The organism is Kingella bonacorsii (genome assembly GCF_016623605.1).
Taxonomy (GTDB): Bacteria; Pseudomonadota; Gammaproteobacteria; order Burkholderiales; family Neisseriaceae; genus Kingella_B; species Kingella_B oralis.
Window position 1 is genome coordinate 149,938 of sequence record NZ_JAEHNZ010000001.1, and the last position, 26,640, is coordinate 176,577.

At 55.3% G+C, this 26,640-nt stretch carries 34 protein-coding genes and 1 other RNA gene; 25 read left to right on the forward strand and 10 right to left on the reverse strand.

Annotated elements, in window-relative coordinates:
* Positions 1-199 precede the first annotated feature (199 nt).
* The 6 genes from greB (at position 200) to JDW22_RS00790 (ending at position 4,750) form a co-directional block, all read left to right on the forward strand.
* Positions 200-688, forward strand: a complete 489-nt coding sequence (gene greB, locus JDW22_RS00765) for a transcription elongation factor GreB (RefSeq protein ID WP_003796348.1) — start codon at positions 200-202, stop codon at positions 686-688.
* Positions 689-886: 198 nt separating this feature from the next.
* A complete protein-coding gene (locus JDW22_RS00770; RefSeq protein ID WP_200520966.1) occupies positions 887-1,651 on the forward strand; it encodes a DUF4328 domain-containing protein in 765 nt (254 codons plus the stop codon).
* A 2-nt stretch (positions 1,652-1,653) separates the two neighbouring features.
* Complete coding sequence (locus JDW22_RS00775; protein WP_200520967.1) at positions 1,654-2,181, forward strand: hypothetical protein; 528 nt, start codon at positions 1,654-1,656, stop codon at positions 2,179-2,181.
* Between the two features lie 143 nt (positions 2,182-2,324).
* Positions 2,325-3,233, forward strand: a complete 909-nt coding sequence (locus tag JDW22_RS00780; protein WP_200520968.1) for an AAA family ATPase — start codon at positions 2,325-2,327, stop codon at positions 3,231-3,233.
* Positions 3,220-4,191: a DUF58 domain-containing protein gene (locus JDW22_RS00785; RefSeq protein ID WP_200520969.1), complete on the forward strand. Its 972-nt coding sequence runs from the start codon at positions 3,220-3,222 to the stop codon at positions 4,189-4,191. The genes JDW22_RS00780 and JDW22_RS00785 overlap by 14 nt, the downstream gene beginning before the upstream one ends.
* Before the next feature lie 241 nt (positions 4,192-4,432).
* Positions 4,433-4,750, forward strand: a complete 318-nt coding sequence (locus JDW22_RS00790; RefSeq protein WP_235964650.1) for a hypothetical protein — start codon at positions 4,433-4,435, stop codon at positions 4,748-4,750.
* Positions 4,751-4,847: 97 nt separating this feature from the next.
* On the opposite strand, the gene JDW22_RS00795 is transcribed toward JDW22_RS00790, so the two are convergent.
* The 7 genes from JDW22_RS00795 to JDW22_RS00825 all read right to left on the reverse strand — a co-directional run bounded on the left by JDW22_RS00795 (position 4,848) and on the right by JDW22_RS00825 (position 10,508).
* A complete protein-coding gene (locus JDW22_RS00795; RefSeq protein WP_200520970.1) occupies positions 4,848-5,693 on the reverse strand; it encodes a transporter substrate-binding domain-containing protein in 846 nt (281 codons plus the stop codon).
* A gap of 240 nt (positions 5,694-5,933) precedes the next feature.
* Positions 5,934-6,356, reverse strand: a complete 423-nt coding sequence (locus tag JDW22_RS00800; RefSeq protein ID WP_200520971.1) for a hypothetical protein — start codon at positions 6,354-6,356, stop codon at positions 5,934-5,936.
* A gap of 21 nt (positions 6,357-6,377) precedes the next feature.
* Positions 6,378-7,076: a YggS family pyridoxal phosphate-dependent enzyme gene (locus JDW22_RS00805; RefSeq protein ID WP_200520972.1), complete on the reverse strand. Its 699-nt coding sequence runs from the start codon at positions 7,074-7,076 to the stop codon at positions 6,378-6,380.
* 420 nt (positions 7,077-7,496) lie between these two features.
* Entirely contained in the window at positions 7,497-8,891 is a 1,395-nt protein-coding gene (locus JDW22_RS00810; protein ID WP_235964800.1) for a GTPase/DUF3482 domain-containing protein, read from the reverse strand.
* Positions 8,892-9,025: 134 nt separating this feature from the next.
* Positions 9,026-9,122, reverse strand: an RNA gene (gene ffs, locus JDW22_RS00815) — signal recognition particle sRNA small type.
* Between the two features lie 102 nt (positions 9,123-9,224).
* Positions 9,225-9,539: an iron donor protein CyaY gene (gene cyaY, locus JDW22_RS00820; RefSeq protein WP_200520974.1), complete on the reverse strand. Its 315-nt coding sequence runs from the start codon at positions 9,537-9,539 to the stop codon at positions 9,225-9,227.
* A gap of 201 nt (positions 9,540-9,740) precedes the next feature.
* Positions 9,741-10,508 (reverse strand): FxsA family protein, encoded by a 768-nt coding sequence (locus tag JDW22_RS00825; RefSeq protein WP_235964652.1) that lies wholly within the window; start codon positions 10,506-10,508, stop codon positions 9,741-9,743.
* Between the two features lie 13 nt (positions 10,509-10,521).
* Here JDW22_RS00825 and JDW22_RS00830 point away from each other — a divergent pair, with 13 nt between their 5' ends.
* The 12 genes from JDW22_RS00830 to JDW22_RS00885 all read left to right on the forward strand — a co-directional run bounded on the left by JDW22_RS00830 (position 10,522) and on the right by JDW22_RS00885 (position 18,065).
* A complete protein-coding gene (locus JDW22_RS00830; protein ID WP_289005758.1) occupies positions 10,522-11,058 on the forward strand; it encodes a peptidoglycan DD-metalloendopeptidase family protein in 537 nt (178 codons plus the stop codon).
* Between the two features lie 112 nt (positions 11,059-11,170).
* Positions 11,171-11,938 (forward strand): imidazole glycerol phosphate synthase subunit HisF, encoded by a 768-nt coding sequence (gene hisF, locus JDW22_RS00835; protein WP_200520977.1) that lies wholly within the window; start codon positions 11,171-11,173, stop codon positions 11,936-11,938.
* A 226-nt stretch (positions 11,939-12,164) separates the two neighbouring features.
* The gene (locus JDW22_RS00840; protein ID WP_200520978.1) at positions 12,165-12,869 is read left to right on the forward strand and encodes a hypothetical protein; all 705 of its coding nucleotides are present in this window, start codon (positions 12,165-12,167) and stop codon (positions 12,867-12,869) included.
* Between the two features lie 107 nt (positions 12,870-12,976).
* On the forward strand, positions 12,977-13,513 hold the full coding sequence (locus JDW22_RS00845; RefSeq protein ID WP_200520979.1) for a CreA family protein: 537 nt from the start codon (positions 12,977-12,979) through the stop codon (positions 13,511-13,513).
* A 53-nt stretch (positions 13,514-13,566) separates the two neighbouring features.
* Positions 13,567-13,971 (forward strand): phosphoribosyl-AMP cyclohydrolase, encoded by a 405-nt coding sequence (gene hisI, locus JDW22_RS00850; RefSeq protein ID WP_200520980.1) that lies wholly within the window; start codon positions 13,567-13,569, stop codon positions 13,969-13,971.
* 80 nt (positions 13,972-14,051) lie between these two features.
* Entirely contained in the window at positions 14,052-14,375 is a 324-nt protein-coding gene (locus tag JDW22_RS00855) for a phosphoribosyl-ATP diphosphatase (RefSeq protein WP_200520981.1), read from the forward strand.
* Positions 14,376-14,431: 56 nt separating this feature from the next.
* Positions 14,432-14,755, forward strand: a complete 324-nt coding sequence (locus JDW22_RS00860; RefSeq protein WP_003796299.1) for a histidine triad nucleotide-binding protein — start codon at positions 14,432-14,434, stop codon at positions 14,753-14,755.
* Between the two features lie 52 nt (positions 14,756-14,807).
* The gene (gene pnuC / locus JDW22_RS00865; protein WP_003796296.1) at positions 14,808-15,509 is read left to right on the forward strand and encodes a nicotinamide riboside transporter PnuC; all 702 of its coding nucleotides are present in this window, start codon (positions 14,808-14,810) and stop codon (positions 15,507-15,509) included.
* Positions 15,510-15,588: 79 nt separating this feature from the next.
* Positions 15,589-15,789 carry a Sec-independent protein translocase subunit TatA gene (gene tatA / locus JDW22_RS00870; RefSeq protein WP_003796294.1) on the forward strand — a complete coding sequence of 67 codons (201 nt, stop codon included), beginning with the start codon at positions 15,589-15,591 and terminating at the stop codon, positions 15,787-15,789.
* 2 nt (positions 15,790-15,791) lie between these two features.
* On the forward strand, positions 15,792-16,316 hold the full coding sequence (gene tatB / locus JDW22_RS00875) for a Sec-independent protein translocase protein TatB (RefSeq protein WP_003796293.1): 525 nt from the start codon (positions 15,792-15,794) through the stop codon (positions 16,314-16,316).
* On the forward strand, positions 16,313-17,104 hold the full coding sequence (gene tatC / locus JDW22_RS00880; RefSeq protein ID WP_003796290.1) for a twin-arginine translocase subunit TatC: 792 nt from the start codon (positions 16,313-16,315) through the stop codon (positions 17,102-17,104). Before tatB ends, tatC begins: the two co-directional genes overlap by 4 nt.
* Before the next feature lie 142 nt (positions 17,105-17,246).
* Positions 17,247-18,065 (forward strand): outer membrane protein assembly factor BamD, encoded by an 819-nt coding sequence (locus JDW22_RS00885; RefSeq protein ID WP_040558637.1) that lies wholly within the window; start codon positions 17,247-17,249, stop codon positions 18,063-18,065.
* Here the strand turns inward: JDW22_RS00885 and JDW22_RS00890 are convergent.
* A complete protein-coding gene (locus tag JDW22_RS00890; protein ID WP_155803138.1) occupies positions 18,053-18,202 on the reverse strand; it encodes a hypothetical protein in 150 nt (49 codons plus the stop codon). The two genes, JDW22_RS00885 and JDW22_RS00890, sit on opposite strands and share 13 nt — an antisense overlap.
* A gap of 57 nt (positions 18,203-18,259) precedes the next feature.
* Here JDW22_RS00890 and JDW22_RS00895 point away from each other — a divergent pair, with 57 nt between their 5' ends.
* From JDW22_RS00895 to pgeF, 5 genes are all read left to right on the forward strand, one after another.
* Positions 18,260-18,640 (forward strand): SEL1-like repeat protein, encoded by a 381-nt coding sequence (locus JDW22_RS00895; protein ID WP_003796285.1) that lies wholly within the window; start codon positions 18,260-18,262, stop codon positions 18,638-18,640.
* 116 nt (positions 18,641-18,756) lie between these two features.
* Entirely contained in the window at positions 18,757-18,996 is a 240-nt protein-coding gene (locus JDW22_RS00900; protein ID WP_003796283.1) for a Fis family transcriptional regulator, read from the forward strand.
* A 194-nt stretch (positions 18,997-19,190) separates the two neighbouring features.
* Positions 19,191-19,898 (forward strand): nuclease-related domain-containing protein, encoded by a 708-nt coding sequence (locus JDW22_RS00905; RefSeq protein WP_200520982.1) that lies wholly within the window; start codon positions 19,191-19,193, stop codon positions 19,896-19,898.
* Between the two features lie 55 nt (positions 19,899-19,953).
* Positions 19,954-21,531 (forward strand): bifunctional phosphoribosylaminoimidazolecarboxamide formyltransferase/IMP cyclohydrolase, encoded by a 1,578-nt coding sequence (gene purH, locus JDW22_RS00910; protein WP_200520983.1) that lies wholly within the window; start codon positions 19,954-19,956, stop codon positions 21,529-21,531.
* A 246-nt stretch (positions 21,532-21,777) separates the two neighbouring features.
* On the forward strand, positions 21,778-22,560 hold the full coding sequence (pgeF, locus tag JDW22_RS00915; RefSeq protein WP_200520984.1) for a peptidoglycan editing factor PgeF: 783 nt from the start codon (positions 21,778-21,780) through the stop codon (positions 22,558-22,560).
* Between the two features lie 196 nt (positions 22,561-22,756).
* Here pgeF and JDW22_RS00920 read toward each other — a convergent pair whose 3' ends face one another.
* Complete coding sequence (locus JDW22_RS00920; RefSeq protein ID WP_200520985.1) at positions 22,757-23,329, reverse strand: aminodeoxychorismate/anthranilate synthase component II; 573 nt, start codon at positions 23,327-23,329, stop codon at positions 22,757-22,759.
* 24 nt (positions 23,330-23,353) lie between these two features.
* Complete coding sequence (locus JDW22_RS00925; RefSeq protein ID WP_200520986.1) at positions 23,354-23,584, reverse strand: hypothetical protein; 231 nt, start codon at positions 23,582-23,584, stop codon at positions 23,354-23,356.
* Between the two features lie 436 nt (positions 23,585-24,020).
* On the opposite strand from JDW22_RS00925, the gene JDW22_RS00930 reads away from it, so the two are divergent.
* Positions 24,021-25,016 carry an iron ABC transporter substrate-binding protein gene (locus tag JDW22_RS00930; RefSeq protein WP_200520987.1) on the forward strand — a complete coding sequence of 332 codons (996 nt, stop codon included), beginning with the start codon at positions 24,021-24,023 and terminating at the stop codon, positions 25,014-25,016.
* Between the two features lie 129 nt (positions 25,017-25,145).
* Complete coding sequence (locus JDW22_RS00935) at positions 25,146-26,639, forward strand: ABC transporter permease (RefSeq protein WP_456237524.1); 1,494 nt, start codon at positions 25,146-25,148, stop codon at positions 26,637-26,639.
* Position 26,640: the final 1 nt, after the last annotated feature.

The window sequence follows — 26,640 nt, forward strand, 5'->3', positions numbered from 1 at the left end:
GCTCGCCGCCCAATAGCGCATTAAACCCGCCGCTGATGAGCCAAAATGCCGGCAAGCCACCGACGGGCTATTAACAGTTCCCCATTCTGCAACCTTTGAACCACACCATCGCCTTTTCAGGCTGCCGATTGCCCTCCCCAAGGCAGCCTGAAACCGTTTTGGGCTAAAATACGCCCTTTCTTTTGCGCCTTGCATCATCATGTCCGAAATCAAAAACTACATGACCCCCGCAGGACACGCCGCCCTGCAAAACGAGCTTTATCAGTTGGTCAACAAAGAACGCCCCGAAATCGTGCAAATTGTGAACTGGGCAGCCAGCAATGGCGACCGCAGCGAAAACGGCGACTACCTTTACGGCAAACGCCGCATGCGCGAAATAGACCGCCGCATCCGCTTTTTAACCAAGCGCCTGCAAGACGCGGTGGTGGTGAACCCCGAAACGCGCGAGCCCACCGACCAAGTATTCTTCGCCGCCACGGTTACGCTGGAACGCGGCAACGGCGCGGAACAAACCGTCCGCATTGTGGGCGAGGATGAAATTGATGCTGCACACAACAAAATCTCGTGGAAATCGCCGCTTGCCCGCGCCCTGATTAAAGCGCGCGAGGGCGACAGCGTGTGGCTGAACACGCCCGAGGGGCGCGAGCAGATTGAGATTTTGGCGGTGGAATATATCAAGATTGATTGAATGATTTTCAGGCTGCCTTGGGTAGAGCAATTAGGCAGCCTGAAAAAAGGTAGTGTCCTAAAAGTATGCTGGCTTGATTGTTGTTAATGGGCAGACAGCGAGGATTAAAACTTCTGCAATCTATTCCTTCCCTCGCCAGCGGGAGAGGGAATGGTGGCGCAGCATACTTTTTAGAACACTACCCAAAAAGGAAAACCAATGAAACGAACTTATACCTACCAATCGGCAGCGGGGTTAAACAAATGGATTGCAGGCGTGGTGTGGCTGTTTGTGCTGGTTCAAGCCAGCATCATTGTATTTGCTTCATTTGCGTTATTTACATTTATTTCTGTTTTGCAGCCCGTTAAAGCCGCGCTAGAAAACAATCAACAGCTAACCGAACTCAATGTAGATTTCATGGCAATCGTAACATCCTCAATCATATTGGATTATGTTGATAAGGGCGTGTACCTGCTTGCTGCCATTTTCATTGGCTGCTGGATTGTTCGCGCCCATTCTAATGCGCAATCATTCCACATCCCCAATTTGCTCTTTTCGCCCGCATGGGCATTGGGTGGATTTTTTGTGCCATTTTTAAATTTGGTTGCGCCCTATATCGCCATGAACCAGCTTTATCAAGGCAGCCTGAAACGCGCTCAACACAACTGTGCACCCGCCTTATTGCCCTGCTGGTGGGTAACATTTTTAATCGGTCGGATAGGTGGGAAAATCGCCTTGTTCTATGCGATACATGGCGCGCAAGGAGCTTCTATTACTAGCTTTATCACTATCATCGCGCCAGAATTGCTTAATGCACTTAACACCAGCATTGTGGCAAATACAGCCATCATATTCAGCAGCGTTTGCCAGATTACCTGCGCCTTGCTCCTGCTACGCATCATCCAGCAAATCAACCGCGCCCACGCTGCTTTACACGCCGCAAACACCAGCGAAACCGCCGTCGCCCCCGTTAAAGCAGCCTGAAAATGCCCCCACGCACCTTGCTTACCACCGCCCTGCTCAAACTGCTCAACGCCGCCGCCCACATCATCACATGGTATGCGCTGATGCTCGCGCTGGTGTTGGTTTTCCGCCATTTGCCCGCCGAGCCATACACGCAGGGCAGCGAAATTCATCCGCGCTTTTCCGTTTTGGTGCGCAACACGGCGGGCGAGGTGCTGCCTGTTGCGCTTAATCGCTGGCAAAGCAATGAAACGCTGGTGCGCGAGGCTTATGTGGCAAACGATGAATACGGCGAATACTTCCGCTTGCAGCCGCTTGCGCCTGACACGTTTGAGCTGTATGTGAACAACGAATGGTTTGAATCGTCCCAGCGATACCGCATTACGGCGGATAACCGAGTGGTGCCGCTGTCGTTTAAAACGTTGAGTGGCTTGGGGCAGGTGTTGCTGTGTTTTGTGTTGTCGTTTCCGCTGTTTGCTTTGTTTAAATGGCTGCTGCGCAGGCTTTTCAGGCTGCCTCAACCGCCAAGTGATACGCCAAAGGCAGCCTGAAAACGCCATTGTGGCAAAGCAAGCGGCTTAAATGGGTTTTTAGGCTGCCTCAACGTCTGCACAACACGCCAAAGGCAGCCTGAAAACGCCATCCAGCCCCCAAACCCCATTTTTTCATCCACCCCTCATCCACAAGGAACACCATGCCCAACCCCACCTTTGACCCCGTGTTCAAACAACTCAACGCCGTGATTCTCGGCAAACAAACCGTGCTCAAACAGCTGCTCGCCTGCATTCTCGCCGGCGGACATATTTTGCTGGAAGACGTGCCGGGCGTGGGCAAAACCACGCTCGCCACCAGCCTTGCCGCCGTGCTGGGGCTGAAATACCAGCGCGTGCAGTTCACCAACGATATGCTGCCTGCCGATTTGCTCGGCATCAACGTGTTCCAGCCCAACGAGGGCAGCTTCAAATTCCACCCCGGCCCCGTGTTCAACCAATTTGTGCTGGCAGATGAAATCAACCGCGCCTCGCCCAAAGTGCAATCTGCGCTGCTGGAAGCGATGGAGGAGCGGCAAGTGTCGGTGGATGGGCGCACTTATCGCCTGCCGCGCCCGTTTTTGGTGGTGGCAACGCAAAACCCATCCGAGCAACTGGGCACGTTCCCCTTGCCCGAAAGCCAGTTAGACCGCTTTATGATGCGCCTGAGCATGGGTTATCCCGTGCCAGAGGCAGAAAAACAACTGTATTTTCATGGTGATAGACGCAAACTGCTGCACAAGCTGCAAGCGGTGGGCTCGCCCGAAACCTTGTTGCAATGGCAAGAGCAGGTGCAAGCCATCACGCTATCGGAAGCGGCGGCGGATTATATTTTCCGCTTGGTGGCGGCAACGCGCCGCGCGGGGCTGTTTGCTGTGGGATTAAGCCCACGCGCGGGTTTGGCGATTGCCAACGCGGCAAAAGCGTGGGCGTTTTTGGAGGGGCGCGATTTTGTGTTGCCCGAAGATGTAAAAGCGGTGTGGGTGCCCGTGGGCAACCATCGTTTGCAGTCGCTGCAACAGCAAAACAGCAGCCACGCCTTAATGGAAATTGCCGAAAATGTCGCTGTTTAATCGCCAACCCAAAGAAACGCTGCTGCTGGCAGAGGAGCGCCGCATCGCAGGGCGACACGTTTCGCTGCGCCCCACCAAGTTATGCGTCAGCATGCTGGCGTTGAGCGTGGCGATTTGGGTGGGCGCGGTCAATTATCAAGTGAACGTGGCGTATGCGATTTGCTTTTGGGTGCTGGCGTTTATCGGCATTGCCGCGCTGATGACGCGCCGCCAGCTGCTGGGCTTGCATCTAACCATTCGCTATGAAGGCGAAGTGTTCGCAGGCGACACCGCCGAAGCCGAAATCAGCACCGAGCAGTCGGGCAAACGCGCCCGCGTGTTTTGGTGGCGCAGCGAATCGCGCGAAGAGGTGGACGAAGACAGCGAAGCCGACCACAGCGCGTGGCAGCGTTGCCAGCTTTCAGGCAGCCTGAAAAGCGAACCGATGCGCTGGCGCATCCCCGTGCAACGGCGCGGCTATTTCCCCCGCCCGCTGTTGCTGCGCTTGGCAACATCCGCCCCGTTTGGGATGTTTCACGCCGAATGCCGCGCCGAATGGCACACCGAAGCCGTAGTCTATCCCGCGCCCCTGCCGCACAGCGACTTTGGCACGCACGATGTGCCCGACCCCGAGCAAACGCCGCAACGCGCAGGGATGCACGGCGAAGACATCGCCTTTTTGAAGCCGCATACCGACGGCGCATCGCTGCAACACATCGCATGGAAAACCTACGCCAAACGCGGCGAATTGATGGACAAAGTATTTGACGAGCCGCCGCCCGCCGTGCACAGCCAGATTATTTCGTATCGGGATTACCCCAGCGGCACGCCCGCCGACAAGCTTGCCAGCCTGCTTGCCCACCGCGTGTTGCAAGCCGATAGAACCGGCGCGCCCTACACGCTGGAGCTGCCCGGCCTTACGCTCACCCCGCAAAACGGGCTGCGCGAGAAGTGTTTGAATGCGTTGGCGTTGATGTGAGCGGGGAATGTGTTTCAGGCTGCCTTTGCGGATAAACAGAGGCAGCCTGAAAAATGCGTGTAGAGTGTGCAGTTTGTCTGCGCACGCGGTTGGAAACGTTTGCCCAATCCCAAAGGCAGCTTGAAACTGCAAAATGGAACAAACGTCAACAACGCCTTATTGCCCAATCGTCTTTCAGGCTGCCGATAATGCACACATCAGCGTATAATCCGCGCCTTTCATTACCCGCGAGAACAACATCATGCAAATGCAAACCCACAAACCCCTGCTTTTCGCCCTGCTATTGAGCGCAAGCGCATTGTCCCAAGCACATTACCACGGCATCAGCCATGCCAAACCGCTCACCTACGACCAACTGCCCGCCGAGTGCCAGCATTATTTCAAACGCGCCGATGCCTGTTTTGCCAAAGCCAACCAAGCCGCCGCCGCCCCTGCGCGCGAAGTGGTGAAATTTTTGGTGCAAGCCTTGCCCGCCGCCACCCCGTTGCAGCGCGTAGAAATGTGCAAAGTCGCCGAGCGCGATTTCCCCGCGCGGGTGAGCGCGTTGAAGTGCGAATAAACACGGCGCACGCTAAATAAAAAGGCAGCCTGAAAACGCATCAACACGTTTTCAGGCTGCCTTTTGCATGGCGGTTTAGGTTTGGCCGGCGGCGCAATCAATGCACGCTGACATCTTCGCCGAAGAATTGCTCGCCCAGTTTTTTCAGCGTGCCGTCTTTTTTCAGCTCTTCCATCGCGCCGTTGATTTTGGCGAGGGCTTCGTCGTTGCCTTTGTTAATCACCAAGCCTGCGCCCAGTTTTTCGGTAGCGGGGGTGCGCCATACGGATTTTAAGCCTGAGTTGGGGTCTTTTTTCAGGTAGTCCAGCAGCGAGAGTTCGTCGTTGAGCGTGAACTCGGCGCGTTTTTGCTGCACGATGAGCAAGCCTTGTGCCATGGTGTCGGTGTGGACGAGGTCTGCGCCCATTTTTTTGGCGACTTCGTCGTAGTTGGAGGCGAGCATCACGGCGGTTTTTTTGCCTTTGATATCTTCTAGCTTGGCAACATCGGCGTGGTCGGCGCGGGCAACCAGCATTTTGCCGCTCCAACTGTATGGCGTGGCTTTGTCAAACATGGCTTGGCGCTCGGGCGAAGTGAGCGCGACTTGGTTGGCGACGATGTCAAAGCGACCTGCTTTTAACCCTGCCATCATGGCATCCCACGGCGTTTCTTTGAATTCCACCTGCACGCCCAGTTTTTCGGCGACGGCGCGGGTTACTTCCACGTCGTAACCGGTTAATTTGCCGTCTTTTTCGTGGTAGGTGAACGGCGCGTAGGTGCCCATTGTGCCCACGAGAATGGTTTCTTTTTTGTTGAGTTTGTCCAGCAGGTTGCCGCCTGATGCGCCTGCGGCAGAAGCGGCAGGTTGCGGGGCAACGGCGGATGCAGCGGGCGCGTCGCTGCCTTTGCCGCAAGCGGCGAGTACGAAAGCAACGGAGAAGCCGAGAAGTGTCTGTTTAAACATGGTTTTTCCTTGTGTGGTGTTGAAAAGGGGCGATTGTAATGGAATGGGCGGGATAAGTTTAGAATTTTTGGTGCTATGGTTTAGGCGGTTGAGGCAGCCTGAAACCTTTGCAAAACCTAAAACGAAACAAAAAATGGTTACATCCGTCATTCCCTCCTGCGCGGGAATGACGGCTTTTTTTATTTTTAGCTTCGCAACTTCGTTTCGCTACGCAGGCTGCCTTTTGCAGGCATGGGCTGTTTAATCGTAGATTTCGTCGGATTGGGATAAGTCTTCCCAGCCGATAATTTTTTGCTGTTCAAAGGTGAACAGGATGCCGTAGGGCTCGCCGATGGGGAGTGTGCATTCGGCAAAGTGGAGTGCCCAGTGGTGCGTGTTTTGTGTGAATTGGGCGGTGGGGCAGGCGAGGATTGGGGTCTGATTTTGCTGAAACCCGTTTTCAGGCTGCCTTAGGCTGGTGCGTAATTGTTGTTCGGCTTGGGCGATAAAGCGGGGGAGGTTGTTGAGAATTTGGATGTAAAACGGGTAATCCAGTTGGCTGGGGTTGCCGGGTTGCGTGGTATAGATGTGGAAGGGTTGCCAGTGGTATTCGCCTGCTAACAGAATGGATTGGGTATCTTGCGGGATGGGGTGGGCGGTGAGTTTGCCAAGTGGGGTGTGCATAGTGTGCATGGGTTTGGGTTTTCAGGCTGCGTTAGGGTAATCGCGCTTGCCGAAAATCGCGCTGCCGATGCGCACCATGGTTGCGCCGCATTCTATGGCGAGGGTCATGTCGCCGCTCATGCCCATGGACAGGGTGTCGGCTTGCGGGGCGAGGGTTTGCAGTTGGGCAAGCAGGCTGCGCATTTGGCTGAATTGTTGGCGCAGTTGGCCGGGGTGGTCGGTGTGGCTGGCGACGCACATCAGCCCGCGCAGGTTCAGGCGGGGCAGGGGGGGACGGCGGGCGAGGGGGAGCAGGGTTTCGGGGGCGATGCCGTGTTTGGCGGGGTCGCCTGAGATGTTGATTTCCAGCAGCACTTGCAAGTCGGGCAGGTGCGCGGGACGTTGGCTGCTGAGACGGCGGGCGAGTTTTTCGCTGTCGAGCGTGTGCAGCCAGTGGGCGTGTTCGGCGACAAGTCGGCTTTTGTTGGATTGGACGTTGCCGATGATGTGCCAGATGATGTGGGGGCAGTCGGCAAGCTGGGTGGTTTTGTCGTGCCATTCTTGGATGTAGTTTTCGCCGAAATGGCGTTGCCCGTGTTGGTAGAGTGTGCGGATGGCGTCGGCGGGGAAGGTTTTGCTGACGGCGACAAGCTGCACGCTGCCAGCAGGGCGGCGGGCTTGGGCTTCGGCTTGGGCGATTTGGGCTTGGACGGCTTGGAGGTTGGGGATAAGGTGGGACATGGCGGTGTTTGTTACGGGGTGGTTGGGAATGGGGTAGGGCAGCCTGAAAATGGTTTGCGCGTGGGGTGCAGGGGTAGCGGGGCTATTTATATTGGGTATTGCGGTGGCTTTTGTGCCAGAAAACAGGCTCTGCTGCGTTGCCTATCCTCGCAAGGTGTTCAACCTTGCTGCGGTATGCGCCTTGCATAGCCTGCTTTCTGACACAAAATCCGCTTCGCAAACCCAATATAAACAGCCCCTACCCTGCTCGTGGTAGGCGGCGAAACGCCTGCGCTGGCAAAAATAAGACGATGGTTGGGGGGGAAGGGTTTTCAGGCTGCTTTTAATCAATATGTATTCATCGCGGTTGGCGAAACCATGGGCAGCCTGAAAAGGTGGAATAGGGCGGTGAGCCGCCGCTCCATGTTCGTTGCATTCGTTTTAGCTTCGCTGAAATTCGCTTTGCTCATTTTCAGGCTGCCTTTGGCTGATTGGGCTGCTGATTCGGCTGAGCTGTTGGGCTAGGCTTTCAACGGCGGGGATTTTGCTTTTGCTGTTGAACTCGCCGTTTAGGCTGGACCAGCGCGGGTGGGCGCGGGCTTTTTTGAGCAGGTCGGGCAGGTTTTCAGGCTGCCACGGTGGGCTGCTGGGGTGTTGCAGGGCGATGGGGCTTTGGCTGGCGTGTCCGCGGGTTTGCAGCAGGGCGAGCAGGGCGAGGGCGCGGGCGGCAATCAGCGTGAGCGTGGGGTTGTCGATGTGCAGGGTGTCGGTGCCGTTGATTTTGTTGTACAGGCTTTGCCAGTTGGTGGCGATGCCGCCGATGATGCCGCCCACCGCGCTGCCCAGCCCCAGCGATGTGCCGAGGGTGAGCGCGTCTAGCCCCAGCCCGATGAGCGCGCCTGCGGCTGCACCTTTGCCGGTGCGGATGCCGTAGGCTTTGAGCTGTTCGGTGTCAAAAAGGTCTTGGCTGAATGCTTGGATGGCGGAGGGGGTGGGGCTGGCCCAATCGCTTTGATAGAAGCGGTAGAGTTGGCTAAGGCGTTGTTGGGTGTGGTGTTCGTGTTGGCGAACGGTGTTTTGCATGGTGGCTTGGGCGGTTTCTAGGGCTTCGCTGTCGGGTTTGCTGTGGGCGTAGGCGGCGATGTTAATCAGGCTTTCGGCGATGATTTGGTGGGCGGTTTGGTTGAGCTGTTGCCATTCTTGTTGGCGATGGGCGATGAGTTGGTCGATGATTTGGCGGTTGGGGAGCATGGTGGCGAGGTTGTGCCAAAGCTGGATTTCGCCGTTGAAATCGAAGGCGACGGTGTCGAAGCTGCTGATAACGTGCAGATTGCGGCGGGCGAGGGTGGCTTGCCATGCGGCAAGGTCGCTGCCGAGTGTGAAATTGAACACGGGCATGATGGGTTTGGCGCACCACGATAGGATGGTGAGTTCGTCTTTGTATTTGGGGAGGACGGGTTCGCGCGCGTCAATCACGTATAACGCGGTGTCGCTGTTGATAAGCTGGCGCAGCACTTTGGCTTCTTGGGCGTAGTCGCTTTGGACGGCGGGGCTGGCGAGAAATTGGTTGATGCGGTCGATGCCGTCTTGCTGGGCGGTGGTGTGGGCTTCCAGCCAGTCTAATACGCCGCCTGCGTCTTCCAAGCCGGGGGTGTCGTAGAGTTGGATTTGGGGCTGGTCTTGGATGTTGATGCTGGCGGTTTCCACATGGCGCGTGGTGGCGGCGGCGTTTTGCACGTCGCCAAACTGGCTGTCGCGCAGCAGGGTGCGCAGCAGGGAGGTTTTGCCTGTGTTGGTGTGCCCAACGATGGCGAGGTGGAGTGGGGGCATTTTCAGGCTGCCTACTAAGAACCTGTATTCACTATTTTCATTCATAGGTATCTTTTATGTCATCAAATCTGCCTATGCAAATAGTGAACACAGGTTCTAAAAAAATCCTGTTTCGCGGGGAAACAGGATTGTGTGTATGGGGTGGCGAGCCTGACCCTCGGCACTGGTTTTTCCAAGTGGGCTGCTGGCTTCCGCCCCTGACCCGTTGCTCAAAATCACCATGCGAGGAGACCCGCCAATGAAGTCGCGCATTATAGCGGATATTGGGGATTTGGCAAGGGATAAGGCAGGCTGAAAACGGGTAAAGTGGTTTTCAGGCTGCCTCTGCATTATGCGGTTTCACACCGCTTCAATCGCCACCGTTTCCCCCACCGCCGCGCTTAATGCTTCGTTTAACACGGCAAAAAATTCGCGCCCATCGCGGGTGGCGAGCCATTGCCCGTTGCGCTCGGAGAAGTGGTAGCCGCCGCTTTTGGCCGCTATCCACAGCTCTTGGTTGGGTGTGTGGCGGTTGACGATGATTTGCGTGCCGTCGTCGGCTTCTATGGTGAGCACGTTGCCTGCGCGGGTGCAGTCAAAATCGTAGTCGTCCAAGCTGTCTTCGATGTGGGTGAACAGGGCTTCGCTGTGGGCGATAAATTCGGTTTCGGTCATGGGGTTATTTCCTTGTGTGTGAATGGGGAGTGGTTTTCTACCTTGCGCGTTGCGCTGCGGACTACCCCTTTGGCTTTGCATAAGTTCGCATGGCTAAATCAAAGATTTAGATGCTCACTTATTTCCAAATCAAAGATTTGGACAAAGGGGCAAGGCTGCCTTTGTGCCTTGTAAACAGGTAAGCAGGAGGCAGCCTGAAAATTATTTTTTATGCTCAATTAAATCGGGCCGGTGTTTTTCAGGCTGCCTTTGGGGTTTGCCATCTCGCACCACAAAATCGCCTTCTATAATGTCGCCATCGTTGCCTTGATTGCCGCCGCTGCCGCGTGTAAACGGGGATTGGGTGAACGGGTCGTAGTTGCTAAATGGGCTTTGCTGTTGGCTGTTTGAGTTGGGCGCGCTGCCAAAGGGGAGCAGCAGGAGTAGGGCGATAAGGTCGGAGAAAAAGCCCGGTAGCATCAACAAAAAGGCGGCGATGGGGATGCGGATGGGGTAGAGCATTTGGTAGAGCGAGATGCGCCCGCCTGTGCGCAAGATGCCGCCTGCGAGGAGCAGTTGCGACAGCCCTGCGCTGCGTTTCATTAAAAATGAGCCGAGCATAAAGGCGAGTATCATCAAGCCGAGGGTGGCGAGCCCGCCGATGAGTTTGGTGATGAAGATGATGGAGAAGATTTCAGCGAAAATCAGGATAAGCAGGGCGATTCCGAGATATTGCATGGCGGTCTTTCGGGAAGGGTTGCGATGGGCGGAAAATAGGGGCTGGGCGCGATTATACAAGTTTTGCGCTTGTAAAATGCGGTTAAGTGCGGGGCTGGGCGCGATGCTGTTATAATCGGCGGTTTCAGGCTGCCTTGTGGGTTGTTTTATGAAAATCGCTATTCGTTTATGGATTTGCTGGGGCGCGGCGTTGTGCTTGGCGGCGTGTTCGGGCAGCGGCACATCGCAGGGCACGCGGTGCAGCCCTGCCAAGGGTTTTTATTGCGTGAAAGCGGGCGATAATCTGTATCGCATCGGCTTGCGCTTTGGCGTGAGCGTGAACCAGTTGAAAAGCTGGAACAATCTGCGCGGCGACCGGGTGGCGGTGGGGCAGAAGTTGCGCGTGGGGCGCGGGGCTTCGTCTGCCCGCTCGGGCGTTTACGCGCCTGCGCCTGCTGTGCCGCCGATTGCGTTGCAGATGCCTGCCAACGGGCGGATTGTGCGCGAGTTTGGCGGCGGCAATCGCGGGGTCGATATTGCGGGCGAGGCGGGCGCGCCTGTGTTGGCAGCGGCTGCGGGGCAGGTGGTTTATATTGGCACGGAAGTGCGCGGTTATCCGAATTTGATTTTAATCCGCCATAATGCGGCTCTGATTACGGCGTATAGCAACAATGCGGGCGTTCTAGTAAGCAATAATGCGCGGGTGGCGGCGGGGCAGCAGATTGCAACGATGAGCAGCAGTTTTCAGTCTAACGAGGGCTTGCTGCATTTTGAAGTGCGTGAAAATGGCAAGGCGGTGAATCCGCGAAATTATTTGCGTTGAGGGCGGTTGGTTTTGCCCCAGCGCGTAAAACCGTTTTCAGGCTGCCTTGGGGTTGGTTGGGCAGCCTGAAAACGCAACGCGGCAAAGCTGAAACGATTTTAGGGAAACAAAAATGGCACTAGCAAAACGAATCATCCCGTGTTTGGACGTGGACAACGGGCGCGTGGTAAAAGGCGTGAACTTTGTAGGCCTGCGCGATGCGGGCGGCCCTGTGGACGTGGCGCAGCGCTACAACGACGAGGGCGCGGACGAACTCACGTTCCTTGACATCACCGCCAGCAGCGACAACCGCGATACCATTTTGCATGTGATTGAAGACGTTGCCGGCCGCGTGTTTATCCCGCTCACGGTGGGCGGCGGCGTGCGCAGCGTGGCGGATATTCGTCGCTTGCTCAACGCGGGCGCGGACAAGGTGAGCATCAACACGGCGGCGGTTGCTAACCCCGATTTGGTGAGCGAAGCGGCGGCGTTTTTTGGTTCGCAGGCGATTGTGGTGGCGATTGATGCCAAGGCGGTAAACGAAGACAACAGCCGATGGCACGTGTTCACCCACGGCGGGCGCAACGACACGGGCTTGGACGCGCTGGATTGGGCGCGCGAAATGCAGCGGCGCGGCGCGGGCGAGATTTTGCTCACCAGCATGGATAGGGATGGCACGAAAATCGGCTTTAATCTGCCGCTCACGCGCGCGGTTTCCGATGCGGTGGCAGTTCCTGTGATTGCATCGGGCGGCGTGGGCAAGGTGCAGCATTTGGTAGAGGGGGTGTTGCAGGGCAGGGCGGATGCGGTGCTGGCGGCGAGTATTTTTCACTTTGGCGAGGTAAGCATCCGCGAAGCCAAGCTGGCGATGCGGCAGGCGGGGATTGAGGTGCGGTTGTAGGTTTGGTTTTCGCTTTAAACGGGTAAACTTGTTTTCAGGCTGCCTCTGATGGCGCGAAACATAAGGCAGCCTGAAAACGCATCGCCCGCTTTATCTAATCAATCCGCGCTGTTGGCAATGCTAAACTCGTTTTCAGGCTGCCTCTGATAGCGCAAACCAATAGGCAGCCTGAAACGCCTATTTGTAAACCCATAATTTTGTAAACCCGTAAACAGCCCATCTCCCCATGCCCCGCCCATTCCTTATCCCGTTTCTGCTCGCCCAAACCGCCTGCACCTCTGTGCTGTGGAATGGCGGCATATACGATGCCGACCGCGCTATCCAAACCCAACGCCAAATCACCCGCACCCAAAGCGACACCATCCACGCCATCAGCCAAATCCCCCGCCACGCCAACCCCCAGCTTTCAGGCAGCCTTATCCTGCAAGGCGAGCATTATTGGTATGCCATCCACCCCAGTGTGTCGCAAGACCTCGCCGCCACCCTACGCGCCCCGCTGCCCCAGCCCTACCACATCACCCAACCATACAGCGGTATCCCCCAGCCCAATCTACGCATCCTGATTACCGACCAAAACCACTTTATCAGCAACTTCTGCCTAGACTACATCGCCCAAAGCAACCCAACAGAGCCAAGCGAACAAACCACCCTAGCCCAACTCAAATTCCAACCCCAAGCCCAGCCCAACCACTACCGCAAATGCATCGCCACCACAGGCACCGTGTACCATACCCCGCCCAGCAACAGCACCAGCACCAGCCAAACCCTGCCCCAGCCCATCCCCGCCGAGCTCGTGTTTGAACAACAAAAAGTCAGCATCAGCCGCCGCAAGCTCACCTGCAACGTCCTGTTCACCCCGCTTGCCCTCGCCGCCGACATCACCAGCGGCATGGTGATGATGCCCGTGTTGCTCATCAGCGACCTGTTCTAACCCCGCAGTAAACATTTTCAGGCTGCCTCAATATGTGTACTTTCAAGGCAGCCTGAAACAAAGTTCAACAAAACCAAAATCCCAAACTCAACCATCAAGGAAACCCCATGCGCAAAATCATCCTGCTTACCACCCTAGCCCTGCTCACCGCCTGCGGCAAAAACACCGACAAAATCGGCGAAGCCTCCACCGTGTTCAACCTGCTCGGCAAAAACGACCGCATAGAAATAGAAGCCTTCGACGACCCCGACGTGCGCGGCGTTTCCTGCTTTTTATCCTACGCCAAAAAAGGCGGCATCAAAGAAACCGTCAATCTAGAAGAAGACGCATCCGATGCCAGCGTGTCCTGCATCCAAGCCGCGCCCAGCATTGCATACAGCGAAAGCGTGGTCAGCAAACCGCGCCAAGTGTTCAAACGCAACGCCAGCTTCGCCTTCAAAAGCCTACAAATCGTCCGCTACTACGACCCCAAGCGCAAAGCCTTTGCCTACATGGTGTACAGCGACAAAATCATAGAAGGATCGCCCAAAAATTCCCTATCCGCCTTCTCTTGTTACAGCACCGCCCGCGCCACGCCGCCCAGCGCCGCATCCAGCCCCGCCAGCAATGTTCAACACATCGGCGCGTGCGAAATCAGCGCGTAAACAATAAACCAGCCAACGCCGCCGTTTAAGGCAGCCTGAAAACGAGAAACACCATGCCACAACCCATCCCCACCGCCATCCAAAACCTAAAATGGGACGAGCACAACCTAATCGTCGCCATCGCCCAAGATGCCCAAACAGGGCGCGTGCTCATGGTTGCCTACATGAACCCCGAAGCCCTGCAACAAACCATCCAAACAGGCTATGCCCACTATTACAGCCGCAGTCGCCAACAACAATGGCAAAAAGGCGAAACATCAGGGCACACCCAGCGCGTGTTAGAAATCCGCACCGATTGCGACGGCGACGCCATCCTGCTGCAAATCCAGCAAAACGGCGGCATCGCCTGCCACACAGGGCGCGAAAGCTGCTTCTATCGCCAATGGCAAAACAACGACTGGCAAATCCAAGACCCCGTTATCAAAGACGAACAGCAAATCTACGACAAAAACCCATAGGCAGCCTGAAACGCCTTTCAGCGTAGCCAAAAACACCCTTTTCAGGCTGCCCCATCATCCCCAACCCAAAGGAAACCACCATGCCCCAATCCACCCTAGCCCAATTGCAAGCCACCATCAACGAGCGCAAAACCGCCAGCCCTGAAACATCCTATACCGCCCAACTGCTGCACCAAGGGCAAGACAAAATCCTCAAAAAAGTCATAGAAGAAGCAGGCGAAGTGCTGATGGCAAGCAAAGACGGCGAAGCTCAACACATCGTGTACGAAATCGCCGACCTCTGGTTTCACAGCATCATCCTGCTCGCCCACCACAACCTCAGCATTGACAACGTGCTCGCCGAACTCGCCCGCCGCCAAGGATTATCAGGGCTAGCCGAAAAAGCATCTCGCCCAAAAGACTAAACTCTATTAAAATGCCACCTTTTCAGGCAGCCTGAAAAGCCATAAAGGACCAAACCATGACCGATTGCCTATTCTGCAAAATCGCCGCCAAACAAATCCCCAGCGGCATCGTGTATGAAGACGACGACATGCTCTGCTTCAAAGATATCCACCCCGCCGCCCCCGTGCATCTGCTGCTCATCCCCAAAACCCATTTTGATTCCCTCGCCCACGCCCAGCCCCAACACCAAGAACTGCTGGGCAAAATGATGCTGCGCGTGCCCCAAATCGCCCAGCAAGCAGGGTTAAGCCACGGCTTCAAAACCCAAATCAACACAGGCAAAGGCGGCGGGCAAGAAGTCTTCCATCTACACATCCATATCCTCGGCAATCCACAATAACAACAAGCAGCCTGAAAAACCCATTTCCATCCCTCTACAAAGGAGCAGCAAAATGGCAACGCAAGAGAAATACATCCAGTTCATCAAAGAAGAACTGAGCGGCTGGAAGCCCTTTGAAGTCATCTGGCTGCTCGCCTTTATCGCCGCCCAAGTGTATGCCTATGTGCAAGACCCCACCAGCATACTCGGGATGATTTCAGGCATCGCAGGTATCATTTGTGTGGTGCTGGTCAGCAAAGGCAAAATCAGCAACTACTTTTTCGGCTTGATTTTCGCCTACACTTATTTCTACGTCGCATGGCGCGCCAACTTTATCGGCGAAATGAATTCCGTGCTGTATATCTATCTGCCCTCGCAATTTATCGGCTATTTCATGTGGAAAAGTCACACCACCCACGATACGGACGGCGAAACCGTCGTCGCCAAAGCGCTCACCCCCCAAGGCTGGGCAATCATGCTCGCCATTATCGGCATTGGCACATTCGGCTTTATCCAAGCCCTACGCGCCGCAGGTGGCAGCTCAACAGGGCTAGACGGCGCAACCACCGTGATTACCTTCGTTGCCCAAGCCATGATGATTTTGCGCTACCGCGAACAATGGCTGCTGTGGATAGCGCTCAACATTCTCTCCATCGTATTGTGGGCAGAAACCCCCGCCATGTATCTGATGTACGGCGCATACCTCTGCAACTCGCTCTATGGCTATTACAACTGGACCAAGCTCATCAAGCGCGAGCCTCATCAGGCAGCCTGAAAACCAAATACCCGCGCAGCCGCTTTTCAGGCTGCCTAACCCTTTTCACCAACCCCAAACTTTCACAAGGAACTCAATCATGGGATTAACCTCAATCTGGCATTGGCTTATCGTATTGGCGATTGTCGTACTCGTATTCGGCACCAAAAAACTGCGCAACGTCGGCAAAGACCTCGGCGGCGCGGTGCACGACTTTAAAGAAGGCTTGGAAAAAGGCAGCAGCGAAGCCGCCGCCAAAAAAGAAGAAGTCATCGAACAAAAAACCGATAAACAAGCCTAATCATGTTTGATTTTAGCTTCACCGAAATGCTGTTGTCAGGCGTGGTCGCCCTAGTGGTATTGGGGCCGGAGCGCCTGCCCAAAGTGGCGCGCAAGGCAGGCGAATGGGTAGGCAAAATTCAACGCTTGGCAGCAGGTGTTAAACAAGAATTGGCAGCCAACGGCGAATACGCCGAATTAAGCAAAGTGAAGCAAGATTTCACCAGCACCGTTGCCGATTTGAAACAAGAATTGCACGATTTCGGCAAACAGGTTGAGCAAGAAACGCAAACCATCGCCCAGCACACGCAAGAGCTTGCCCAGCAAACGCAGCAAGACACGCGCCCCGCATGGGAGCGACTGCCCGAACAGAAAACCCCTGCCGATTTCGGCATCAGCGAAACCGCGCAGCCCGCGTTTGACTACACGCCGCAGCCACAGCCCATTGCCGCGCTTAACGCTAAATCTTTGCGTAAACAAGCTATGGCGCGCAAACGCGATATGCGTCCGCGCCACCGCGCCACACCCAAATTAAGGAGCCGCCGATGAGCCAAGTTACCGAGCCAGTCGGCGGGCAGGCGCAGCCGTTGGTGGAACATTTGCTGGAATTGCGCCGCCGCTTGGTGTGGGCATTATTGGGCATTGCGCTGTGTTTCTTTGCGATTGTGCCGTTTGCGCAGCCGTTGTATGCGTTTGTTGCCAAGCCTTTGATGGCGGTGCTGCCCGCCACCACCAGCATGATTGCCACCGATGTGATTGCACCTTTTTTTGTGCCGATTAAAGTGGCGCTGATGGCGGCTTTTCTGGTTTCGCTGCCCAATACGCTGTATCAAATTTGGGCGTTCGTTGCCCCTGCGCTGTACCAACACGAGAAACGGCTGATTGTGCCGCTGATTTTGTCCAGCCTGATGCTGTTTGCCGCAGGCATGGCGTTTTGCTATTTTCTGGTGTTCCCCGTGGTGTTCAAATTTTTCGCAGGCATGACGCCCACGGGCGTTTCCATGGCAACCGATATTGATAAATACCTGTCGTTTGTGCTGGGGATGTTTGTTGCCTTCGGCATGACGTTTGAAATCCCTGTGGTGGTGGTTTTGCTTTATCGCATGGGCGTGATTACTTTCGCGCAACTGCAAGCGGCGCGCCCGTATTTGATTGTGGCGTCGTTTATCATCGCCGCCGTGCTCACGCCGCCCGATGTGTTGTCGCAAATTATGTTAGCCATTCCGATGATTTTGCTGTATGAGGGCGGATTGTTGGTGTGCCGCATGATTAGACCGCGTACGCGCGAGGATGCCGACAACGATAATACAGACCGCGCCGAAGATGAGGCAGCCTGAAAAGCTGTTTGAAATCGCTACACAGCTTGCGTTTTGCTCTGAACCCGTCTGCATCGGCGGACATCCCGCGTAGCAATTTTAGACAACGGGTTCCTAAAACTGCGGGTTCAGAAACTTTTTATTAACGAGGATGAATAATCTAATGAAAAAATCTTTGCTATTCATTGCCCTAGCCGTTGCCTTAACGGGCTGCGCGTTTAAAGACAAAGCCAAAAAGGTCAAAATTGATAGCGATACGATTGCCGCGCAAAATTGGTCCAACGACCAGCTTTACAATGAAGCCCGCAGCGAGCTCAACGCTAAAAATTACGACCGCGCCAACAAGCTCTACGAAATCCTGCGCGCGCGCCAAGCCCCCGGGCGATACACCGAGCAATCGCTGTTGGATGCCGCCTACGCGCATTACAAAAACGAAGAGCCCGCCAAAGCCCTAGCCTTGCTGTCGCGCTTTGAGCATAACTACCCCGCCAGCATTGACATGGACTACGCCTTGTATCTGCGCGGTTTGGTGCTGTTTGACGAAGACCAATCGTTTTTACGCAAACTCGCCTCGCAAGATTGGTCGGACCGCGACCCGCAAGCCAACCGCCGCGCCTATCGCGTGTTCAACGAATTGGTTACCCGCTATCCCGACAGCAAATACGCCGAAGACGCGCGCAAACGCATGGCACAGCTGGTGGACGCTTTGGGCGGGCATCAAATCGCCATCGCCAAATACTACGCCAAACGCGGCGCATACCTAGCCGCCAACAACCGCGCGCAGGAAGTCATCAAGCAGTTCCAAAACACGCGCTTTGTGGAAGAGGCACTGGCCATCATGGCGTACACCTACGGCAAAATGGGCAACGAGCAATCCGCCAACGACACCAAACGCGTGTTGCAGCAAAACTTCCCGCAAAGCCCCTATTTGCAACAAGAATGGAAGCCCGACGATATGCCTTGGTGGCGTTATTGGAAGTAATCCGTTGCCCGATGCAATAGGCAGCCTGAAACAAAAACAGTTGGGTGCGATGCCCGACTGTTTTGTTGTCCGATAAAGGATTTTAGCTTCGCAGAAGCTCGCAAACTCGCTTTCAGGCTGCCTCCGATGCGGCGCATCAATCTCCTTCAAAGGCAGCCTGAAAACCACCCCCGATTCAAAGACAGTAAACCGCCATGAAAAAATCCCTATTCCTCGCCCTAGCGCTATCCGCCGCATTCGCCTATGCCGCGCCTGCTGATGATGATAACGCCGCGCCCGCCAACAACGCCCAATACGGTCAAACCATGAGCCAAATCAGCGCCGATTTGCAAGAAGGGCGTGCCGAAGCCGCGTTTGCCAAAGTGCAGCCGCTTGCCGAGCAAGGCTATCCCGAGGCGCAATACATTCTCGGCACGATGTACCACGACGGCGAAGGTGTCGCGCCCAGCGCCATCAAAGCCGCCCAGTGGTACCGCAAAGCCGCCGCGCAAACCGGCAACGAAGCCGTGTCGCGCTTGGCGCAAGAAGCGTTGGACGATTTAACCCACCCTAGCGCTGGCGGCAGCCAAGAGTAAACCGCGTTTCAGGCTGCCTCACCCCGCGCTTTGTCGCGCGCAACGGCAGCCTGAAACCCAAACCGCGCGCAAAATCGTTTACAATACGCCCCAAAATCTTAACCCGAATTCACATCATGCCCACCGCTCCCGATATTGCCGACTGCATCCACCAGAACCTCGCCCAATACTTCCGCGACCTAAACGGCGAAACCCCTTGCGGCGTATACGATATGGTATTGGTGCAAGTGGAAAAACCGCTGCTGGCATATGTGCTGCGCGAATGCGGCGGCAACCAATCCAAAGCCGCCGACATGCTCGGCTTAAACCGCAACACGCTACGCAAAAAGCTGTTGCAGCACCAGTTGATTGACTAAACCCAAGGCAGCCTGAAAACGCCCCGCGCAGATTTTCAGGCTGCCTTTAATATTGTGTAAACATGAATAAAATCATTATTCTAACGCTGATTGCCCTGCTCGCCGCCTGCTCGGTTTTGGAAACAGGCGTGAAAACCGAAACAGGCGAAAAGCTGCGCCTGCAAGCGTATCGGCAGCGATAAGGCAGCCTGAAAATGGAATTATTTGCTTACGCCCTTGTGTTCATTGTTTTGCTGTTTGCCATTATCCAAGCCATCAGCAGCGAAAACGCGCCTAAACATACGACTAAACACCGAAAATCCAAATCGTCGCCAGCCAATAAAAGGCAGCCTGAAATCGCAAATATCAACATCAAAAAAGGAGCGGTAGGCGAGCAAATTATCAAAGTGGAAGCATTGGGCAAACTAGACCGCAGCCAGTATCACTATTTTCACAATCTCATCATCCCGCACAATGGCGCAACCACGCAAATTGATAACATCATCGTATCGCCGTTTGGCGTGTTTGTGATAGAAGCCAAATATTATGAAGGCTGGATTTTTGGCGGAAAGCAGCAAAAAACATGGTGGCATACCAAATCCCGTTACGAAAAATATCCGTTCACAAACCCCTTGCACCAAAACTACGCCCACATCAAAGCCTTAGAGCAACTGATTAGGCAGCCTGAAAACCGATTTCACTCCATTGTTGTGTTCACGCATCGTGATTGCCAACTACGCACCGAGCTGCCCGCCAATGTTTGCTTAACCAAGCAATTTATCCCCTATGTTCAACAGTTTACAAAAACTATTATCGTGCCCGAGCAAATTCAGCGTATCTGCAAAATCCTATCCCAATCCGAATGGGAGGCTACGCCCGAGCGATTAGCGCAACACATCCAATCGCTCAACCACCGCCATTAACCCCAAAGGCAGCCTGAATCCCCCTTTCCCCCAACCCTTTTTAAAGGAAAAAACCATGCCCCGCATCCAACGCGCCCTTATCAGCCTGTCCGACAAAACAGGCATTGTCCCCTTTGCCCAAGCCCTGCACGAAATGGGCGTGGAAATCCTGTCCACCGGCGGCACGGCGAAGCTGCTCGCCGATGTGGGCATCCCTGTGGTTGAAGTCGCCGACTACACAGGCTTCCCCGAAATGCTAGATGGGCGCGTCAAAACCCTGCACCCCAAAATCCACGGCGGCATACTCGGGCGGCGCGATTTAAGCGACCACACCGCGCAAATGGCGGAACACGGCATCGGCAATATTGACCTTGTGTGCGTGAACCTTTACCCCTTTGCCGCCACCATCGCCAAGCCCGGTTGCACGCTGGAAGACGCGATTGAAAACATAGACATCGGCGGGCCCACGATGGTGCGCTCGGCGGCGAAAAACTGGAAGCACGTCGCCATCGTTACCGACAACGCCGATTTTGACAGCGTCATCAACGAATTAAAACTTTCAGGTTGCCTATCCGACAAAACCCGCTTCAATCTCGCGCGCAAAGCGTTCAGCCACACCGCGCAGTATGACGGCATGATTTCCAATTATTTAACCAGCGTGTCGGACGAAAAATTATCGGGCGAACCCGAAATCGGCACCTTCCCCGCCCAGTTCAACCAAAGCTGGATCAAAGTGCAGGAAATGCGCTACGGCGAAAACCCGCACCAGCAAGCCGCGTTTTACCGTGACGTTTACCCGTTTTCAGGCTGCCTCTCCAACTACACCCAGCTGCAAGGCAAAGAGCTGTCGTACAACAACATCGCCGATGCCGATGCCGCATGGGAAGCCGTGAAATCGTTTGACGCGCCCGCTTGCGTGATTGTGAAACACGCCAATCCCTGTGGCGTTGCCGTTGCCGATAATCCGCTTGCCGCCTACCGCCTTGCCTACGCCACCGACACCACCAGCGCGTTCGGCGGCATCATCGCCTTCAACCGCGAAGTGGACGGCGCAACCGCCAAACAAATCACCGACAATCAATTTATGGAAGTGATTATGTCGCCCGCGTTCACGGCGGACGCGCTGGAAGTTTTGGCTGCTAAGAAAAACGTGCGTGTGCTGCAAATCCCGCTGCTCGCAGGTGCAAACCGCTTTGAATTGAAGCGCGTGGGCGGCGGCTTGCTGGTGCAAACGCCCGACATCCACCGCATCGCCCGCGAAGATTTGAAAGTCGTCTCCCAACGGCAGCCCAGCGAGCAGGAATGGGCGGATTTGCTGTTTGTTTGGAACGTGGCGAAATTTGTGAAATCCAACGCCATCGTGTTCGGCAAAGGCGGGCAAACCTACGGCATCGGCGCAGGGCAAATGAGCCGCGTGGACAGCACCCGCATCGCCGCCCGCAAAGCGCAAGATGCAGGCTTGGATTTGCATGGCGCGTGCGCGGCATCGGACGCCTTCTTCCCCTTCCGCGACGGCGTGGATGTCATCGCCGAGCAGGGCATCAAGGCGATTATTCACCCCGCAGGCTCTGTGCGCGATGAAGAAGTGTTCGCCGCCGCCGATGAGCACGGCATCGCCATGGTGGTAACCGGCGTGCGGCATTTCAGGCATTAAACCGCAGGCAAAAGGCAGCCTGAAAACGGCAAATGCGATTTTCAGGCTGCCTTTGCGTGGCGATAAAGAAATCAATCCACCATTTTTGGCGGAAGTAGAATCATGGCTGATCCAGCATCAATGGATTGGTTAGCGGTTTAATGTTGCCATGCATACGACGATCACAAGGCAGCCTGAAAACAAACGCAGCCCAAACGCACGCCCAAAATGATTTTCAGGCTGCCTATTCGCCCCAAAAGGAATCTTATGCACAACTCCCTTTCTTCCGCCATCCATCTGCCCAGCCCCATTTCAGGCAGCTTTTTTACCGCCAACTGGACGGCGCCGCGCCATGTGAAAACGCTGATGACCACGCGCAACGGCGGTATCAGCAGCGGCGCGTATCACAGCCTGAACGTGGGCACGCACGTGGGCGATAAGCCTGAACACGTCGCCGAAAACCGCGCGTATGTGCAAACGCAAGTGCCTGTTCCCATTGCCTATTTGCAGCAAATGCACAGCACTATTGTGGTTCAGGCTGCCGACAGCATTGCCGCGCCGTTGAACGCCGATGCCTCGGTGGACGCAAGCGGCAAAGTCGCTTGCGCCGTGATGACGGCAGATTGCTTGCCTGTGTTGTTTTGCGACCGCGCAGGCACGGTGGTGGCGGCGGCGCACGCAGGCTGGCGCGGTTTGGCAGATGGCGTGTTGCAAAACACCGTTGCCGCAATGGGCGTGCCTACGATGGAAATCATGGCGTATTTTGCCCCTGCGATTGGCGCGGAATCGTTTGAAGTGGGGCAGGATGTGTTTGACGCGTTTTGCACGGGCAATCACGCGGCAGAGCGGATGTTTGCACCGATTGGCGGCGGCAAATATTTAGCCGATATTTACGGCTTGGCGCGGCTGATTTTGCAACGCGAGGGCGTAACGCAGATTTTTGGTGGCGAGCATTGCACCGTGTTGGAACGCGAAACCTTTTTTTCCTATCGCCGCGACGGCGCAACAGGGCGCATGGCGAGCATTATCTGGTTGGAAAACGAAGCGTAAGCAGCGGATAAAGGCGCGGAAGCCGATGATGGATTTTCAGGCTGCCTCGGCAAGCGGCGCAGCAGTATTGATAGTCTGAGGCAGCCTGAAAATAGGTTTGGCATGACGCAAATGCCGTTGAAACCAATTCGCACATAAAACACCGCGCCAGAAAACAAAAAGAACGTAATCCATACGTCCTTTTTTGTCGCGCCCGTTACGCTGCAAATTCGTCCAAAAAATTTTTCAACATTTCATGCCCGTGTTCGGTGAGCAAGCCCTCGGGGTGGAACTGCACGCCTTCGATGGCGTAATCGCGGTGGCGGATGCCCATAATGGTGCCGTCTTCCGTCCACGCCGTGATGTGCAGATGCTCGGGCAGGCTGGCGCGGTCAATCACCAGGCTGTGATAGCGCGTGCAAACCACAGGGTTGGGCAAGCCTTTGAACACGCCCGAATTTTCGTGAAACACGGGCGAAGTTTTGCCGTGCATCAAGGTGTTGGCGCGAACCACCTTGCCGCCAAACGCTTCGCCGATGGTTTGATGCCCCAAGCACACGCCCAAAATGGGGATTTTGCCCGCGAAATGCCGCATCGCCGCCACCGAAATCCCCGCTTCTTTGGGCGTGCAAGGCCCCGGGCCAATCACCAGATAGCGCGGGTTCAGCGCGGCGATTTCGTCTAAGCTGACGGCATCGTTGCAGCGCACGGATACGTCTTGCCCCAGCTCGCCGAGATATTGAACGATGTTGTAGGTGAAGCTGTCGTAGTTGTCGATAAATAAAAGCATTTTGTAACCTATTGATTTTATATTTTATTTAATGGCTGCGTTGGGTTTCCCCGCATTGCCGTTGCGCAAATTATCGCGCATTTGCTGCCAATTGGCTTGCACTTTGTCTTTGCCCGCAGCGTTTAAATCGGCTTGGGTTTTGCCCCAATCCGCGCCGCGAAGTTCTTGCGATTTGTCCCAAGTTCGTTCTGTATGTGTGCCGCCGCATGCGGCAAGGCTGAGCGCGGCAACCGCGGCAACAATCAATAATTTCATGGCATAACCTTTAACTGAACGGTTTGAAAATAACGGTTTGAAAATAATCGGAGTAGGGCGTATCGCCGCCATTATATCAGCCGTGCATGAGCCTGCGGTTATCGGCAAGTGCGTTTTCAGGCTGCCTCAGCAGTCATTTTTCCGCTGTATGATGATTGGGCGGCTGGCGCAGATTATCCTGAGCCATGCGGCTTCGCTCTGCTTGACGGCGGATTAGATAGCCTGCGAAGCGTGCGAGTTTGCTTTGCATCCGAGCACTCCGCATAAAAACAAATATTTAACAAACGGCAACATTCCAAACCGATGCCTTAACATTCACTTGCAAACTTAGCAGAAATAATAATAATTTGTATTTTTTGTGCAATTGTTTTACAATTCAGCCCGTAATTGTTGCACCGATTAACATTTCCCTACAAAACCCAACAAAGGAAAAAACATGAAAACCAAATTAAAACTGGCTTCCCTCGCAGCCGCATTGCTCTGCTCTGCCCCCGCTTTCGCCGACATCACCGTTTACAACGGCCAGCATCCCGAAGCCACCAAAGCGCTCGTTGCCGCCTTCACCCAAGACACGGGTATCAAAGTAACGCTCAACAGCGGCAAAGGCGCGCAGTTGGCGGGGCAGCTTAAAGAAGAAGGAGCGAAAAGCCCTGCCGATGTTTTCTATACCGAGCAGACCGCCGCGTTTGCCGATTTGTCCAAAGCGGGTTTGCTAGCGCAGATTCCTGCCAATGTGATTGCGCAAACCGCGCAAAAAGGCGTGCCGACCGCCGCTAAAAAAGACTGGATTGCGTTGAGCGGTCGTGCGCGCGTGGTGGTTTACGACCGCACCAAATTAAGCGAAAAAGACTTCCCCAAATCGGTATTGGATTTCGCCACCCCCGCTTGGAAAGACAAAATCGGCTATGTGCCGACTTCGGGCGCGTTTTTGGAACAGGTGGTCGCCATTGTGAAAATGAAAGGGCAGAAAGCCGCGCTTGACTGGCTGAAAGGCTTGAAAGCCTATGGCAAACTGTATGCCAAAAACAGCGTGGCATTGCAGGCGGTAGAACGCGGCGAAGTGCCTGCCGCGTTGATTAACAACTACTACTGGTACTCGCTGGCGAAAGAAAAAGGCGCGGCCAACCTCAATTCTCGCCTGCACTTTATCCGCCACCAAGACCCCGGCGCATTGGTTTCCTATTCGGGCGCGGCGGTGTTGAAATCTTCTAAAAACCAAGCCGAAGCGCAAAAATTCATCGCCTTTATGGCAGGCAAAAAAGGACAGGAAGTCTTGGCGGCCGCCCGCGCCGAATATCCGCTGCACGCAGGCGTGAAATCAGGCTTTGATTTGGAGCCTTACGCCAAACTGGAAGCCCCCGTCGTATCGGCTACCACCGCCGAAGACGAAGCCTTGGCAAAAAAACTCATCGAAGCCGCCGGTTTGAAATAAGCCTGCCGCCGGTAAGCCGAAATGCCCTTTGCCGCAAAAGGGCATTTTTTGCGGCAGCCGTTATCCGCCCTTGAAACCCGTTTTGAAAGAAAGCCAGATTTGAAACACCCCCGCCCCCCTCTGTGGCTGATGCTGGCCGCAGTTTTCATCAGCCTGCCGCTGCTGCTGCCTTTCCTGTATCTGATATTCCGCAGTTACGAAGTCGGGCTGGAACGCAGCATCGAATTGCTATGGCGGCCGCGCATGGCGGAGCTGCTGCTCAATACGCTTTACCTGATGGTGGGCGTAACCGCCGTGGCAGTTACCGTCGGCACGGTTTGTGCGTTTCTGCTGGAACGCTGCCGTTTTTGGGGCAAACCGTTTTTTCAGACGACCGTTGCCCTGCCGCTGTGCATTCCCGCTTTTGTGAGCTGTTTTACTTGGATTAGCCTGACTTTTCGCATGGAAGGGCTGTTCGGCACGATTGCCATTTTGAGCCTCAGCTACGCGCCGCTCGCCTATCTGCCCGTTGCCGCCGCGCTCAAACGGCTCGACCGCTCCTTGCAGGAAGTCAGCCTGTCGCTGGGCAAAAGCCCTGTGCAGACATTTTGGTTTGCCGTTTTCCCCCAGCTCAAACCCGCCATCGGCAGCAGCATTCTGCTGATTGCACTGCACATGCTGGTGGAGTTTGGCGCGGTGGCAATTTTGAACTACCAAACCTTCACCACCGCCATTTTCCAAGAATACGATATGTCTTTCGACAACAATACCGCCGCGTTGCTTTCGGCCGTATTGATGCTTATCTGCTTTATCGTGGTGGGCGGCGAAATGCTGTTTCGCGGCAAAGCCAAGCTGTTTCACAGCGGCAAAGGCGTGATTCGCCCCTATCCCGTGAAAACGCTCACAGGCTGGCAGCAGGCCGCCGCGGTGTTGTTTTTAACGGCGTTGTTTGCGGTCAGCATCGGCGTTCCGGTCGGCACGCTGGCTTATTGGCTGGTTGAGGGCAATTCCAAAAACAGCCTCGACAGCCTGTCCGACTTCGCGGAAGCCTTCGGCAACTCGCTGATGATGTCTTCGCTCGGCGCGCTGCTAACCGTGGCCGCCGCCCTGCCGCTGGTGTGGTGCGCGGTACGCTACCGCAGCAGGTTCACCCTGTGGCTCGACCGCCTGCCTTTTCTGCTGCACGCCGTGCCCGGGTTGGTTATCGCGCTGTCGCTGATTTATTTCACCATCAACTACGCCTATCCGCTCTACCAAACCTTTGCCGTCATCATCGCCGCCTATTTCATCCTCTACCTGCCGGTGGCGCAGACGGCTTTGCGCAGCCCGATTGAGCTGCTTCCCGAAAACATGGAAAAAGTCGGGCAGAGCTTGGGGCGCGGCAACATTTATATTTTCCGCACGCTGGTTGTCCCCGCCATGCTGCCGGGCATTACCGCCGCGTTTGCGCTGGTGTTTCTCAACCTGATGAAGGAACTCACCGCCACCCTGCTGCTCACGCCCAACGACATCAAAACCCTGTCCACCGCCGTGTGGTCGTACACCAGCGACGCGCAATACGCCGCCGCCGCACCCTACGCCGCCATGCTCATCCTGTTTTCGGGCATCCCCGTGTTTCTACTGAAAAAATATGCCTTCCAATAAC